General features: G+C 68.7%; 20 protein-coding genes. 17 read left to right on the top strand and 3 right to left on the bottom strand.

Translation table 11 applies throughout. From position 1 onward, the window contains the following. The first annotated feature begins 57 nt into the window (after positions 1-57). From rpsH to rplQ, 16 genes are all read left to right on the top strand, one after another. Positions 58-456 (top strand): 30S ribosomal protein S8, encoded by a 399-nt coding sequence (rpsH, locus tag NJE57_RS14640; protein WP_319029254.1) that lies wholly within the window; start codon positions 58-60, stop codon positions 454-456. Between the two features lie 11 nt (positions 457-467). Next, positions 468-1,004 carry a 50S ribosomal protein L6 gene (gene rplF / locus NJE57_RS14635; protein WP_319029253.1) on the top strand — a complete coding sequence of 179 codons (537 nt, stop codon included), beginning with the start codon at positions 468-470 and terminating at the stop codon, positions 1,002-1,004. 2 nt (positions 1,005-1,006) lie between these two features. Next, positions 1,007-1,402, top strand: a complete 396-nt coding sequence (gene rplR, locus NJE57_RS14630) for a 50S ribosomal protein L18 (protein WP_319029252.1) — start codon at positions 1,007-1,009, stop codon at positions 1,400-1,402. A gap of 43 nt (positions 1,403-1,445) precedes the next feature. Further along, complete coding sequence (rpsE, locus tag NJE57_RS14625) at positions 1,446-2,120, top strand: 30S ribosomal protein S5 (protein ID WP_319029251.1); 675 nt, start codon at positions 1,446-1,448, stop codon at positions 2,118-2,120. Positions 2,121-2,123: 3 nt separating this feature from the next. Continuing rightward, positions 2,124-2,315, top strand: coding sequence for a 50S ribosomal protein L30 (rpmD, locus tag NJE57_RS14620; protein ID WP_319029250.1), 192 nt, complete (start codon positions 2,124-2,126; stop codon positions 2,313-2,315). Then, positions 2,312-2,761, top strand: coding sequence for a 50S ribosomal protein L15 (rplO, locus tag NJE57_RS14615; protein ID WP_319029249.1), 450 nt, complete (start codon positions 2,312-2,314; stop codon positions 2,759-2,761). Before rpmD ends, rplO begins: the two co-directional genes overlap by 4 nt. Before the next feature lie 205 nt (positions 2,762-2,966). Then, positions 2,967-4,289, top strand: coding sequence for a preprotein translocase subunit SecY (gene secY, locus NJE57_RS14610; protein WP_319029248.1), 1,323 nt, complete (start codon positions 2,967-2,969; stop codon positions 4,287-4,289). Positions 4,290-4,339: 50 nt separating this feature from the next. Beyond that, a complete protein-coding gene (locus tag NJE57_RS14605) occupies positions 4,340-4,885 on the top strand; it encodes an adenylate kinase (RefSeq protein ID WP_319029247.1) in 546 nt (181 codons plus the stop codon). A 5-nt stretch (positions 4,886-4,890) separates the two neighbouring features. Further along, complete coding sequence (gene map, locus NJE57_RS14600; RefSeq protein WP_319029246.1) at positions 4,891-5,694, top strand: type I methionyl aminopeptidase; 804 nt, start codon at positions 4,891-4,893, stop codon at positions 5,692-5,694. Between the two features lie 87 nt (positions 5,695-5,781). After that, positions 5,782-7,062 (top strand): lipase family protein, encoded by a 1,281-nt coding sequence (locus NJE57_RS14595; RefSeq protein ID WP_319029245.1) that lies wholly within the window; start codon positions 5,782-5,784, stop codon positions 7,060-7,062. Between the two features lie 125 nt (positions 7,063-7,187). Further along, positions 7,188-7,409 carry a translation initiation factor IF-1 gene (gene infA, locus NJE57_RS14590; RefSeq protein WP_010541191.1) on the top strand — a complete coding sequence of 74 codons (222 nt, stop codon included), beginning with the start codon at positions 7,188-7,190 and terminating at the stop codon, positions 7,407-7,409. Positions 7,410-7,576: 167 nt separating this feature from the next. Beyond that, positions 7,577-7,945 (top strand): 30S ribosomal protein S13, encoded by a 369-nt coding sequence (gene rpsM, locus NJE57_RS14585; RefSeq protein ID WP_319029244.1) that lies wholly within the window; start codon positions 7,577-7,579, stop codon positions 7,943-7,945. After that, entirely contained in the window at positions 7,945-8,352 is a 408-nt protein-coding gene (rpsK, locus tag NJE57_RS14580; protein WP_319029243.1) for a 30S ribosomal protein S11, read from the top strand. The genes rpsM and rpsK overlap by 1 nt, the downstream gene beginning before the upstream one ends. A gap of 22 nt (positions 8,353-8,374) precedes the next feature. Further along, the gene (rpsD, locus tag NJE57_RS14575; RefSeq protein WP_319029242.1) at positions 8,375-8,980 is read left to right on the top strand and encodes a 30S ribosomal protein S4; all 606 of its coding nucleotides are present in this window, start codon (positions 8,375-8,377) and stop codon (positions 8,978-8,980) included. A gap of 106 nt (positions 8,981-9,086) precedes the next feature. Beyond that, positions 9,087-10,121 (top strand): DNA-directed RNA polymerase subunit alpha, encoded by a 1,035-nt coding sequence (locus NJE57_RS14570; RefSeq protein WP_319029241.1) that lies wholly within the window; start codon positions 9,087-9,089, stop codon positions 10,119-10,121. A gap of 34 nt (positions 10,122-10,155) precedes the next feature. Then, complete coding sequence (rplQ, locus tag NJE57_RS14565) at positions 10,156-10,773, top strand: 50S ribosomal protein L17 (RefSeq protein ID WP_319029240.1); 618 nt, start codon at positions 10,156-10,158, stop codon at positions 10,771-10,773. A 125-nt stretch (positions 10,774-10,898) separates the two neighbouring features. Here rplQ and NJE57_RS14560 read toward each other — a convergent pair whose 3' ends face one another. Together NJE57_RS14560 and NJE57_RS14555 are read right to left on the bottom strand one after the other, a co-directional pair. After that, on the bottom strand, positions 10,899-11,795 hold the full coding sequence (locus NJE57_RS14560) for an SGNH/GDSL hydrolase family protein (protein ID WP_319029239.1): 897 nt from the start codon (positions 11,793-11,795) through the stop codon (positions 10,899-10,901). A gap of 115 nt (positions 11,796-11,910) precedes the next feature. Beyond that, positions 11,911-12,432: a ClbS/DfsB family four-helix bundle protein gene (locus tag NJE57_RS14555; protein ID WP_319029238.1), complete on the bottom strand. Its 522-nt coding sequence runs from the start codon at positions 12,430-12,432 to the stop codon at positions 11,911-11,913. Positions 12,433-12,479: 47 nt separating this feature from the next. On the opposite strand from NJE57_RS14555, the gene truA reads away from it, so the two are divergent. After that, positions 12,480-13,412 (top strand): tRNA pseudouridine(38-40) synthase TruA, encoded by a 933-nt coding sequence (truA, locus tag NJE57_RS14550; RefSeq protein ID WP_319029237.1) that lies wholly within the window; start codon positions 12,480-12,482, stop codon positions 13,410-13,412. A 4-nt stretch (positions 13,413-13,416) separates the two neighbouring features. Here the strand turns inward: truA and NJE57_RS14545 are convergent, their stop codons facing one another. After that, positions 13,417-14,130: a type II CAAX prenyl endopeptidase Rce1 family protein gene (locus tag NJE57_RS14545; protein ID WP_319029236.1), complete on the bottom strand. Its 714-nt coding sequence runs from the start codon at positions 14,128-14,130 to the stop codon at positions 13,417-13,419. Positions 14,131-14,157 lie beyond the last annotated feature (27 nt).

The following is a 14,157-nucleotide window of genomic DNA, read 5'->3' as shown; positions in this document are numbered from 1 at the left end:
GGCCGCCCGGGACCGTGTTGCATGGGAACCGTTGCGAGAAAGGAACATGGTTTATCCATGTCGATGACCGATCCCATCGCGGACATGCTGACCCGTGTGCGTAACGCCAACTCGGCGTTCCACGACACCGTCTCCATGCCGCATTCCAAGCTCAAGGGCAACATCGCGGCGATCCTCAAGCAAGAGGGTTACATCAACGATTACGCCGTCTCCGACGCCGAGGTGGGCAAGACGCTCACCATCGACCTCAAGTACGGCCCGTCGCGCCAGCGCAGTCTCCAGGGCATCAAGCGCGTCTCGAAGCCGGGTCTGCGCGTGTACGCCAAGTCCACCGGCCTGCCCAAGGTCCTCGGCGGACTGGGTGTCGCGATCATCTCGACCTCCCAGGGTCTGCTCACGGACCGTCAGGCGAACAACAAGAAGGTGGGCGGGGAAGTCCTCGCCTACGTCTGGTAAGGGGGCGAGAAATGTCACGTATCGGCAAGGCTCCGATCAACGTCCCGTCCGGTGTCGACATCAACGTCGACGGCCAGACCGTCACCGTCAAGGGTCCCAAGGGTGAGCTCACCCAGGACATCCCCGCACCGATCACGGTGTCGGTCGAGGAGGGCACCATCACGGTGAACCGTCCCGACGACCACCGCGACAACCGGTCCCTGCACGGACTCTCCCGCTCCCTGGTCAACAACATGGTCGTGGGCGTCACCGAGGGTTACGTGCAGAAGATGGAGATCTTCGGCGTGGGTTACCGCGTCGTGGCCAAGGGCACGGACCTCGAGTTCGCCCTGGGTTACTCGCACCCGGTGCCGATCGCGGCACCCGACGGCATCACGTTCGCCGTCGAGACCGCCACGAAGTTCTCGATCTCCGGGATCGACAAGCAGCAGGTGGGCCAGATCGCCGCCAACATCAAGCGGCTGCGGAAGCACGACCCGTACAAGGGTAAGGGCATCCGTTACGAGGGCGAGCAGGTCCGTCGCAAGGTCGGAAAGACGGGTAAGTGACCATGAGCAGCACAAAGAAGCGTTCCCCGCTGGGTACCGACGTCTCGACAGCACGTCGTGTCGGTCGCGCCCGGCGCCACTACCGCCTCCGCAAGAAGGTCGCCGGCACCCCCGAGCGGCCGCGGTTGGTCGTCAACCGGTCCTCGCGCCACATCCACGCCCAGATCATCGACGACTCGGCCGGCCGCACGCTGGTCGCCGCGTCGACGATCGAGGCCGATCTGCGCGCTTCCGAGGGCGACAAGAAGGCCCTGAGTGCGAAGGTCGGCCAGCTCCTGGCCGAGCGCGCCAAGGCCGCCGGCATCGAGGCCGTCGTGTTCGATCGTGGTGGCAACAAGTACCACGGCCGGATCGCGTCCCTCGCCGACGCCGCCCGCGAGGGTGGGCTGGAGTTCTGATGACCAACAACATTGCACTGACCGCTAACGGAAGGACCGTCTGATGCCGGGACGTCAGCGTCGTGACGGCGGAAGCAACGGACCCGCCGCGGACAACAAGACCACCACCACCAACGACAACGCCCAGGGCGGCCGCAGTGGCGGCGCCGGCGGCGGTCGTGGCCGTGGCGGAAACGATCGCCGCGGTGGCCGCGACGACGAGAAGTCGCAGTTCATCGAGCGCGTCGTCACCATCAACCGTGTCTCCAAGGTCGTCAAGGGTGGTCGGCGCTTCAGCTTCACCGCCCTCGTGATCCTGGGTGACGGCAACGGCATGGTCGGCGTCGGCTACGGCAAGGCCAAGGAGGTGCCGGCGGCGATCCAGAAGGGATCGGAGGAGGCACGGAAGAACTTCTTCCGCGTCCCGCTCATCGGCTCCACCATCCCGCACCCGATCCAGGGTGAGGCCGCGGCCGGCGTCGTCATGCTCCGTCCGGCCTCGCCGGGTACCGGTGTGATCGCCGGCGGCGCCGCTCGCGCGGTCCTCGAGTGCGCGGGCGTCCACGACATCCTGTGCAAGTCGCTGGGGTCCGACAACGCCATCAACGTCGTCCACGCCACCGTGACCGCTCTCAAGGGTCTGCACCGTCCCGAGGAGGTCGCGGCCCGCCGCGGCCTGCCCATCGAGGACGTCGCGCCCGCGGGCATGCTGCGTGCACGCGCCGGACAGGGGGCCTAGATCATGGCTAATCTCAAGATCACCCAGGTCCGGGGCACCGTCGGGACCAAGCAGAACCAGAAGGACTCCCTGCGTACGTTGGGACTCAAGGGCATCCGGAAGACGGTCGTCCGTGAGGACAACGCGCAGAACCGGGGTCTCATCAACGTCGTGAACCACCTCGTCGTGGTTGAAGAGACGGAAGTGACGCCATGACCATCAAGTTGCACCACCTGCGCCCGGCACCCGGCGCCCACACCGACAAGACCCGCGTGGGTCGCGGTGAGGGCGGTAAGAGGGGCAAGACCGCCGGTCGCGGTACCAAGGGCACCAAGGCCCGCAAGAACGTCCCCGCGGCGTTCGAGGGCGGCCAGATGCCGATCCACATGCGGCTCCCGAAGCTGAAGGGCTTCAAGAACCGCAACAAGGTCGTCTTTCAGGTCGTCAACGTGTCCGACATCGAGCGGTTGTTCCCCAATGGCGGGCAGGTCGGCAAGACCGAGCTCGTCACCGCGGGAGCGGTCCGCAAGAACCAGCCGGTCAAGGTCCTGGGCGACGGAGACATCTCCGTGGCCGTGACCGTGGCCGTCGACAAGGTGTCCGCCTCGGCGAGAGCCAAGATCGAGGCCGCCGGCGGCAGCGTGTCGGAGGCCGGGGCCTGAGTCCCCGGCCGGCCCCGCCAGGGGTCGGATGACGGGTGCAGGGGTCGGGTCCGAGAGTCTCGGATCCGGCCCCTGCGCTCATCTTGATAGAGTTTTTCCTGTTGTGCGTTCGGGGTCCGGCTCGACTGCCGTCGGTCCGACCCTGCCGACGCATCTGCATTCGACGACGGCGGCGGCTACGGGCCGTCCATGACCAGGAGGACATGTGCTCTCCGCACTCGCGTCCGCGATCAAGGACCGGGACCTGAGGAAGAAGATCTTCTTCACCCTCGGGATCATCATCCTCTACCGCATCGGCGCGCAGATCCCGTCGCCCGGTGTCGACTACCCCAAACTCCGGGGTCTGCTCGACACGGCGATGACCGGAGACAACGCGCAGTTGTACTCCCTGGTCAACCTGTTCTCGGGTGGCGCGCTCCTGCAGTTGTCCGTGTTCGCGATCGGCATCATGCCGTACATCACCGCGAGCATCATCGTGCAGTTGCTGACCGTGGTGATCCCCTACTTCGAGCAGCTCAAGAAGGAGGGACAGTCCGGCCAGGCCAAGATGACGCAGTACACGCGCTATCTGACCATCGCCCTGGCCGTCCTGCAGTCCGCGGGCATCGTGGCCCTGGCCGACCGTGGACAGCTGCTCGGCAACGGGGAATCCGTCCTCATGGACGACGACATCCTCACCCTGGCCACCATCGTCATCGTGATGACCGCCGGCGCCGCCCTCGTCATGTGGTTCGGTGAGCTGATCACCGACCGCGGGGTCGGCAACGGCATGTCGCTCCTCATCTTCGCCGGCATCGCCTCGCGGATCCCGGCCGAGGGCATCAACATCTACCAGAACTCGTCCACGCTGAAGTTCGTCGCGGTCATGTTCGCGGTCGTCCTGATCGTGGTCGCGGTCGTGTTCGTCGAGCAGGGCCAGCGCCGGATCCCCGTCCAGTACGCCAAGCGCATGGTGGGTCGTCGCCAGTACGGCGGCACCTCCACCTACCTCCCGCTGAAGGTCAACCAGGCGGGCGTGATCCCCGTGATCTTCGCGTCCTCGCTCATGTACGTCCCGATCCTGATCACCCAGCTGATCCAGGGCCCGGACCCCGCCGCTGACGGATTCTGGCAGCGGTACATCATGCAGTACCTGCAGAACCCCTCGAGCTGGGGATACATCCTGCTGTACTTCGCGCTGATCATCTTCTTCGCGTACTTCTACGTGGCCATCCAGTTCGATCCGATGGAGCAGGCCGAGAACATGAAGAAGTACGGCGGCTTCATCCCGGGCATCCGCCCGGGCAGGCCGACGGCGGAGTACCTCGGTTACGTGCTCAACCGGATCCTGCTGTTCGGTTCCCTGTACCTCGGGCTCATCGCGGTGCTGCCGAACGTCTTCCTCGACATGGGCAGCGGGGGTGGAGACATGCAGAACATGCCGTTCGGCGGTACCGCCGTGCTCATCATGGTGTCGGTTGGTCTCGACACCGTGAAGCAGATCGAGGCGCAGCTGATGCAGCGCAACTACGAGGGCTTCCTCAAGTAGGCGCCCGCGTCCCCGAGTAACTCACACCGCAAGAAAGGCTGGTCCTCACCATGCGTCTCGTCCTCCTCGGCCCCCCCGGCGCCGGCAAGGGAACCCAGGCCGCTCTGCTGTCGGAGAAGCTCGGCGTCCCGCACATCTCCACCGGCGACCTCTTCCGGGCCAACATCTCCCAGGGCACGGACCTCGGCAAGGAGGCGAAGTCCTACATCGACGCCGGGAACCTCGTTCCCGCCGATGTGACCAACCGGATGGTGGAGGCCCGCATCGGCGAGCCCGACGCCACGGAGGGTTTCCTCCTCGACGGCTATCCCCGCAGTGTCGAACAGGCCGATGCCCTCACCCGCATGCTCGCGGACGCGGGTCAGTCCCTCGACGCCGTGATCGAGTTCAGGGTGGACGAGGACACCGTGGTCCAGCGCATGCTGGCGCGCGGCCGCGAGGACGACACGGAAGACGTGATCCGTAACCGCATGGCGGTGTACCACTCCGAGACGGCTCCGCTGCTCGAGTACTACGGCGCCGCGGTCACGACCGTTGACGCGGTCGGCGAGATCGACGAGATCAACGCCCGCGCGCTCTCCGCGCTGGACAGCTGACCCGCGTGTTCGGTCGCTCGCGCACGAGTGTCGTCACCGCCCGCACCCCGGGCGAGCTGGACGCGATGGAGGCGGCCGGCCGAATCGTCGGCCGGGCACTCGTCGCGGCGCGGGAGGCGGCCGTTCCGGGCGCGAGCACGGCGGATCTCGACGCGCTGGTCGACCAGCTCATCCGTGACGCTGGGGCGATCCCGTCGTTCAAGGGGTACGAGGGTTTCCCGGGTTCCGTCTGTACCTCCGTCAACGAGGTCGTGGTCCACGGGATCCCCGGGTCGGACACCGTCCTGCGCGAGGGCGACCTGTTGTCCGTGGACTGCGGCGCGGTGTTGGACGGCTGGCACGGCGACTCCGCCTGGACATTCGGCGTGGGGGACCTGGCACCCGATGTCGTACTGCTCAACGAGGCGACGCGTGAGGTCCTCGAGGAGGGCATCCTCGCCATGGTGCCGGGAAATCGGCTCACGGACGTCTCGCACGCGCTGGAGACCGCCACCCGCCGCGCCGAGCGGCGCCACGGGGTCACCCTGGGGATCGTCGACGGGTTCGGCGGTCACGGGATCGGGCGCGAGATGCACGAGTGGCCGTTCCTCGCCAACGAGGGCAAGCCGGGAAAGGGGCCGCGACTCCAGGAGGGGTCCGTCCTCGCGGTGGAACCGATGCTCGTCCTGGGCGGGGAGACAGACACCCGGACGCTGACGGATGACTGGACGGTCGTCACGGTGGACGGCTCGCCGTCGTCACACTGGGAGCACACCGTGGCCGTCACCCCTGATGGTCCCCGCGTGCTCACGCCCAGACCGACGAACTGACCGCGGCCCGGGGCCACGTACACCAGATGCTCGGACGGCCAGGTTAGGGTGTTCCCACTGTTGACCACCGGCCTGAAAGGTCAGAGCATGTTCGCTCACCCCCACGCGCGTCGTCCCGTCACCACCCCGGGGCGCGGCGCGCTGGCGGCGTTCCTGGCGCTCGTCGTGATCCTCGCCCAGATGGCGGGGCCGACCCCGTCGGTGGCCGCGCAGTCGCTCATGGAAGGCGGGCAGGGGTCCCTCATGGAGGACCCGCAGCCGGCGCCGTTCTACCACGCCGACCCGGAGGTGCTCGCCGGGGCGGAGCTCGGACAGGTGATCAATTCCCGGGTGGTCACGATGCCCGCGTTCCAGGGCTATCAGGTCACCGAGATCGCCTACCGCTCGACCGACACCCGTGACCGGCCGATCCTGGCCACCGCGACCGTGGTCCGGCCGCCGGGAGCCCGCCCGAACGGACCGGTCCTGAGCTACCAGCACTACCTCAACGCGCTCGGCCAGCGGTGCGCTCCCACGGAGACCCTGGTCAACCCGACCCTGGAGACCGTGCAGGACAACGCGATGGCGTTCCTGCGTGTCCGCCTGGACCAGGGGTGGACGGTGATCATCCCCGATCACCTCGGCCCCAAGGTCGCCTACCCCGGCGGGAAGCTGTCCGGACGCATCGTCCTCGACGGCATGCGGGCGGTGCGCGACGATCCCCGGTTTGATTCGCGACACAGCCGGTTCGGTGCCCTCGGTTACTCGGGCGGCGGTATCGCCAGCGCCTGGGTCTCCCTCATGCACGACGACTACGCCCCGGACGTCGACCTCGTGGGGGTCGCGCAGGGTGGTATCCCGACGGACATGACCACGATGGCGCGCATGATCGGGAACGGGCCGCACCCCGCCTTCGGGCTGGCCTTCGCCGCGGCGGTCGGTATGGCTCGGGAGTATCCGGAGGACGTCCGGCTGGAGGAGAGTCTCACCCCCGAGGGCTGGGCGCTGTTCGACCAGATGAAGGGGCGGTGCACGGCGAGCCTGCTGACCTTCGGCGCCTTCCGGTCCGTACCACTGGTCCTGCAGGGGGGAGACCTCATGGCGGAGGAGGGACTCATGCGCGCGTTCGCGGAGAACAGCGTGCGGCTGTCACCGGACGTCCCCCGGGTGCCGGTCTTCATGTGGCACTCCGGGACGGACCCGCTGGTCCCGTTCTGGGATGCGGAGGACACCGCCATGCGGTACTGCCGGGAGGGGACCAGGTTGACGTGGGAACCGGGGATGGCCCCGGAGCACCTCCTCGGGGCGGTGGAGAAGTTGCCGGCGGCGATGAACTGGTTGCAGCAGCGCTTCGACGGCGTACCGGCGGGCCGGGCCTGCTACGGGTGAGCCACCGGGCGAGCGCCGATTGGCACTCGAACGACCACTGACGTAGGCTTATACGTCGGTGTGCCCACCAGTGCACCAGAATCCGGTAGATGTCACCCGGGGAAACGTGGAGGACCGTAACAAGCATGGCAAAGAAAGACGGAGCCATCGAGGTCGAGGGCCGCGTTGTCGAGCCGTTGCCGAACGCAATGTTCCGCGTTGAGCTCGAGAACGGACACAAGGTCCTCGCCCATATCAGCGGGAAGATGCGGCAGCACTACATCCGCATCCTGCCCGAGGACCGCGTGGTCGTGGAGCTCTCGCCCTACGACCTCACCCGTGGTCGGATCGTCTACCGGTACAAGTAAAGCGCACAACTCCCCGTACCAGCCGCCTTTCCGTAGTCAGGTGAGGCGGGTTCCACACCCCTGGACGCGGAGGCCAGGGCCCCATACGGCTGCTCATCGCGAGATGACCAACCGGATCGGGGACGGTCGGGGAGCAGACCTACCGCATGACGAAAGAGAAACGCCACATGGCACGTCTTGCCGGCGTCGATCTCCCACGCGACAAGCGTATGGAGATCGCGCTCACCTACATTTTCGGCATCGGTCGTACACGGGCCGTCGACATCCTCGAGCGAACGGGCATCAGCCCGGATCTGCGCACCAAGGATCTGACCGACGAGCAGCTGACCGTCCTTCGTGACGACATCGAAGGGAACTACAAGGTGGAGGGCGACCTCCGCCGCGAGGTCCAGGGCGATATCCGCCGGAAGATCGAGATCGGCAGCTACCAGGGCATGCGCCACCGCCGGGGTCTCCCCGTCCGCGGACAGCGCACCAAGACCAACGCCCGCTCCCGTAAGGGCCCGAAGAAGACCGTCGCCGGAAAGAAGAAGTAATGCCCCCCAAGTCACGCGCTGCGGGCCCCAAGAAGACGGGCCGTCGCAAGGAAAAGAAGAACATCCCGCTGGGCCACGCCCACATCAAGAGCACGTTCAACAACACCATCGTCTCGATCACCGACCCGTCCGGTGGCGTCCTCGCATGGGCGTCCTCCGGCCACGTCGGCTTCAAGGGTTCGCGTAAGTCGACGCCCTTCGCCGCCCAGCTCGCCGCCGAGAACGCGGCCCGCAAGGCGCAGGAGCACGGTGTCAAGAAGGTCGACGTGTTCGTCAAGGGCCCGGGTTCGGGTCGCGAGACGGCGATCCGCTCGCTCCAGGCCGCCGGCCTCGAGGTGGGCACGATCTCCGATGTCACCCCCCAGCCCCATAACGGCTGCCGTCCGCCCAAGCGGCGTCGAGTCTGAGCCGGAAGGAACGTAGAGAACCATGGCACGTTACACCGGCCCCGTCACCCGCAAGTCACGCCGTCTTGGCGTGGACCTCGTGGGTGGAGACACCGCATTCGAGCGTCGGCCCTTCCCGCCCGGTCATCACGGCCGCGCGCGGATCAAGGAGTCCGAGTACCGCACTCAGCTGCAGGAGAAGCAGAAGGCCCGCTTCACCTACGGCGTGATGGAGAAGCAGTTCCGTCGCTACTACCAGGACGCCCACCGGCGTGCGGGTAAGACCGGCGAGAACCTGCTCCAGATCCTGGAGTCGCGTCTGGACAACGTCGTGTACCGCGCGGGTCTCGCGCAGACGCGTCGTCAGGCACGCCAGCTCGTGAGCCACGGCCACTTCCGGGTCAACGACCAGAAGGTGACCATCCCGAGCTACCGGGTGTCGCAGTACGACATCATCGACGTCCGTCCCAAGTCCACCAAGATGGACTGGTACGAGATCGCCACCGAGATGCTGGGCGAGCGCCCCGTTCCGGCGTGGTTGCAGGTCGTCCCCACGACGCTCCGCATCCTCGTCCACCAGCTCCCCGAGCGTGCGCAGATCGATGTGCCGCTGCAGGAACAGCTGATCGTCGAGTTCTACTCGAAGTGATCCGTCCCCCCTCGTCGCCGGGCGGGCCGCTCATCGCGGCCCCCCGGCGACGCCTGGGTTACTACGACGTCAAATAGCGGACGTCGAGAATCGAAAGAGGTAGCACATGCTCATCTCCCAGCGGCCCACCCTCACCGAGGAGGTCGTCGCCGAGAACCGCTCGCGGTTCGTGCTCGAGCCCCTCGAGCCCGGTTTCGGCTACACCATCGGCAACTCGCTGCGGCGCACGCTGCTGTCGTCCATCCCGGGCGCGGCCGTGACCAGCATCCGTATCGAGGGTGTCCTGCACGAGTTCACCACCGTGTCGGGCGTCAAGGAGGATGTCACCGACATCATCCTCAACCTCAAGGGCCTGGTCGTCTCGTCCGTCGAGGACGAGCCGGTCACCATGTACCTCAAGAAGCAGGGTCCGGGCGCGGTCACCGCGGGTGACATCGTCCCGCCGTCCGGCGTCGAGGTGCACAACCCGGACCTGCACATCGCCACTCTCAACGAGAAGGGCCGTCTGGAGATCGAGCTGGTCGTCGAGCGCGGTCGCGGGTACGTCCCCGCCGGTCTCAACAAGGACGCGGGCCACGAGATCGGCCGCATCCCGGTCGACTCGATCTATTCGCCCGTCCTCAAGGTGACCTACAAGGTCGAGGCCACCCGTGTGCACCAGCGCACGGACTTCGACCGCCTGGTCCTGGACGTCGAGACCAAGAACTCGATGACCGCCCGGGACGCCCTGGCGTCCGCGGGTAAGACGCTGGTCGAGCTCTTCGGCCTGGCGCGGGAGCTCAACGACGAGGCCGAGGGCATCGAGATCGGGCCCAGCCCCGCCGAAGCCGATCACATCGCCGCCTACGGCATGCCGATCGACGATCTCGACCTGTCCGTCCGGTCCTACAACTGCCTCAAGCGTGAGGGCGTCCACACCGTGGGCGAGCTCGTGGCGCGTAGCGAGTCGGACCTGCTCGACATCCGCAACTTCGGTCAGAAGTCGATCGACGAGGTCAAGGTCAAGCTCGTGGAGCTCGGCCTGTCGCTCAAGGATGCGCCCCCCGGATTCGACCCCGCCTCGGTCGCCGGCTACGACGCCGAGACCGGCACGTGGACCGACGAGGGCGGCGAGGATTACGCCGAGACCGAGCAGCTCTGACGAGCTCTCAGCACACCATTCCTAGGAGAATCTGATGCCCAAGCCCAAGAAGGGCGCCCGCCTCGGCGGATCCCCGGCCCACCAGCGGCTCATCCTGTCGAACCTGGCCACCCAGCTGTTCGAGCATGATGCGATCCGCACCACGGAGACCAAGGCGAAGCTGCTTCGTCCGTACGCGGAGAAGCTCATCACCAAGGCCCGCCGCGGTACGCTGGCCGATCGCCGTGAGGCCGCCAAGCTCGTCCGGAACAAGGACGTGCTGCACAAGCTGTTCGCCGAGATCGGCCCCCGGGTCGCCGACCGCGACGGTGGCTACACCCGGATCGTCAAGCTCGAGAACCGCAAGGGCGACAACGCGCCCATGGCGATGATCGCGCTCGTCACCGAGCCGCTGGCGTCCGCGGAGGCCTCACGCGCCACCCGCGCCGCCGCCTCCCGGAAGACGGCCGAGAAGGCCTCGGAGTCGACGGACGACGCGACCACCGATGAGGTGACGACTGACGACGTGACTGCCGAGGCCGAGGCCAACAGCCCGATCGCCGATCAGGTCGACGCCGCCGACGACACCGAGGTGGACACCGCCGAGGAGACCGCCGAGTCGGTGTCCGAGGACACCACCCACGCGGAGAGCCCGGACGCCGACAAGGCCTGAGCGAACGCGCCGGTTCCCTCGCGGATCCGGAGAGAAGGGCCCCGTCCCCGCATCACGCGGGGGCGGGGCCCTTCTCGTCGTCCGGGGCCGCGGCCGGAGGCGGCCCTCCCCGGGGCCATCCCTCCTCAGAGCACGGCACCCACGGCCTCGGCCATCGCCAGGTGCCCGGCGGCGGTGGGGTGCATCGGGTGCGAACCCGTCTGGGCACCGGTGAAGTCGGTGTAGCGGTGGGTGGCCGGCGCGCAGGCGTGTCGCTCGTCGGCATCGGTGGGCATGACCACGTCCGCGCCGGCGCGCTCCGCGGCGTCCGCGACGATCATGTTGATCCGCTCGGTGACGTGTCGTATCCAGGTCACATCGCCCGGGCTCATCCCGGACACGAACTCACAGGTGCCGTGGTCCGGGACCAGCGGCAGGTACGCGGTGGTCACGATCCGCGCGTCGGGGGAGCGCTCGCGGATCCCCGAGTAGACCCTGTCCAGTCGCTCCCCGAGGCCGTCGAGTTCCCCGGTCACCGCGATTTCGAGCTGGTCCCGACACGGGGCTCCGATCTCCACCCGCGGGGTCTGCACGATGCACCCGACCATCGTCCCGAACCCGATGTCGTTGCCGCCGATCGAGAGCGTCACCAGGTCCGTGTCCCCGGTCAGGGCGTCGAACTGGGCGGGCGTCCCGGGGTTCTGCGGAGCCGTCAGGTCAGGGGTCTCGGCTCCTCCGCACGTGACGTCGACGAGCTCGCCCACCTCGGGCCGCTCGGCGAGCAGTGACGCGTAGTTGCGCGTGGACCTCATGCATCGTGCGGGGCCGCTGGTTGGCGCGGCGGTGGGTCCCAGGGCGGCGAACGAGTCACCCAGGGCCACGTACCGGGCGTAGACCGGGCCGGCGTCGGAGGTGCGGTCGGGTGCGGCTCCGGTGGTGGCGGTGACCGGACCGTCGTGCGGGACCTCGTCGTCGTCGGCTGGTGTGCACGCCCCCAGTGCGAGCGCGGCGGTGACGAGGACGGCGAGGCTGCGGGAGCTCATGACCCCATCCTGGCCGTCGCCGCTCCGACGCGCATCAGCCGGGCCCCGGCCACCCCGGGACCGCCAGGGTGCCGTCGGCCTCCCCGTGACCACCGCGGCGCATCGGGGTGGACGCTCACGGCCGCGGGAGCGCGCGCTGGATCCGTCGAAGGGTCTTCTGCCCCCACACGTAGTGGCTCGAGGTGGCCGAGACGAGGTAGGCGCCGAGGGTGGTGCTCTTGGTCCAGGCGTAGCGGCCGCGGGTGAAGAGCTGGTCGTCCGTGTGCGCCTCGATCGCCGCGAGGCACCGGGCGTGGCTCCCCGCGAGGAGATCGATGGCGTCGGCGTAGGGAGTATCGAGGTAACGCTCGCGGATCTCGGCGTTGATCTCCGGGGTCTCACGCCAGGTGCGACCCTCGCCGGGGATCTGGGGCGTGCCGCCCGCTTCGCCCGCCTCCACCCAGCCCAGGGCCAGGAGCTGCCAGGCGTGGAGGTGGGTGAGGACGTCGCGCGGGTGCCGGGAGGTGTCCTCGATGTCCGCCTCCCAGGCGATGTCGGCCAGGACGGCGGGTTCGAACCGGCCGAGGGCGAGGTGCAGTCGCTCGTACTCGCCGGTGGCCGCCTCGAGGAGCCCGGCCCTGCTCGTCGGTCGTGGCATGACCCGAGCCTGCCACGGCCGGGGCGGGTGGGCTAGCGTCGACGGTCATGACCACCCAGTCGGAGCACGCGGCCGACGAGCCGACCCGCCGCGTTCGTCTGGACGTTGCCTACGACGGCACCGACTTCTCCGGGTGGGCCCGCCAGCCCGGACTGCGGACGGTGTGCGGCGTCCTGGAGGAGCAGCTCGGTACGGTCCTGCGTCATCCCGTCACGCTGACGGTGGCGGGCCGCACCGACGCCGGCGTCCATGCCCGGGCCCAGGTGTGTCATCTGGACGTGGATCCGGCGTGGCTGGACCAGCGGTCTCTCGACGGGCGTCCCGGGGCGCTGGTGCGCAGGCTCGCCCGGCTGTTGCCCGCCGACGTCGCGGTGATGGACGCCCGTTGGGTGCCCGCCGAGTTCGACGCCCGCTTCTCCGCCCTGCGCCGCCACTACGAGTACCGGCTCACCACCGCGCCGTGGGGGCCCGAGCCGACCCGCGCCCGCGACACCGCGGCGTGGACCCGACGGGCCGACCTCGAGGCCGTGCGGGAGGCCTCCTCGCGACTGCTGGGGTTGCAGGATTTCGCGGCGTTCTGTCGTCGCCGGGAGGGGGCCACGACGGTCCGTGAGCTCCAGCGCTTCGAGTGGCGAGCCGAGCCGGACCCGCGCGGGCCGGACGCGCCCGGGGCGTCAGAGGTGTGGACGGCGTCGGTGAGCGCCGACGCGTTCTGTTGGTCCATGGTGCGCAGCCTCGTGGGTGCGGTGATGGCGGTGGGGGAGGGGCGTCGCGGCCAGGAGTGGATCGCGGGGTTGCTGCACGAGAGGCAGCGGTCCTCGGCCGTCCCGGTGGCGCCGGCGTGTGGACTGTCGCTGGTCGGGGTGGACTACCCGGCGGAGGCGGACCTGGCGGCCCGGAACCGCACCACGCGGGAGGTGCGACCCGGTCCGGGGACCGGGCGCGCGGGCGCCGCCGGGGCGGGCTGCTGTGGGGGTTAGGCGGCTACCCGCTCGCGGCGTCGAAGATCGGTGAGAGCGCGAACAGCATGACCATCGACCACACGACGTGGGTGATGATCGGTCCCAACACCCCGCCGGTGCACCGCCGCTGCACCGCCGTGACCAGCCCGAGCACGACCGCCGCGACCACCAACAACGGGATGCCGGCGGCGGCGGTGACCACGCCGTAGATCGAGGTGGTCACCAGGATCGGGTGCACGCGCGAGGTGGCCGAGTACACGGCGCCGCGGTGGAAACACTCCTCGGCGGCGCCGTTGACGGCGGTGAGCAGGGCCACCAACGCCAGGTTGCCCACCGTGGCGTGGGCGAGCAGGGCGGACACCGGCTCGCGGAGCGGTTCGATCCGGGCCACCACGACCGCACCCACGCAGAACACCACGGCCAGTGCTGAGGCGGCGAGGATCGAGGACGCCACCGGCCGGCCCGGACGGTACGGCTCGCACCCCACCCGGATCGGGCCGGAGGCGAACGCCCCCACCAGCCACACCGTCGCTAGCAAGGCAGTGGCGGGATAGAACATCGCGTCGCCGGCGGGGATGTGCAGCGCCCAGGCGCTGACGGCCGTCCCCAGGACCAGGGTGATGACGACGACGACGAGGCGGCGGCGCGACGGGGGCACCGGCGCGGTCTCCATCTCGCCGGTGCGGAAGGCGTGCCGGTATCGGCCGAGGAGAGTGCCGGGCGCAGGCTCAGGCATGGGATCGATTCTGCCCGCGTTCATCGG

Origin of the sequence: Dietzia sp. PP-33 (assembly GCF_033790845.1) — a bacterium.
GTDB lineage: Bacteria > Actinomycetota > Actinomycetes > Mycobacteriales > Mycobacteriaceae > Dietzia.
The sequence above is the reverse complement of the archived record's forward strand: the minus strand, read 5'-3'. Positions and strand labels throughout refer to the sequence as shown.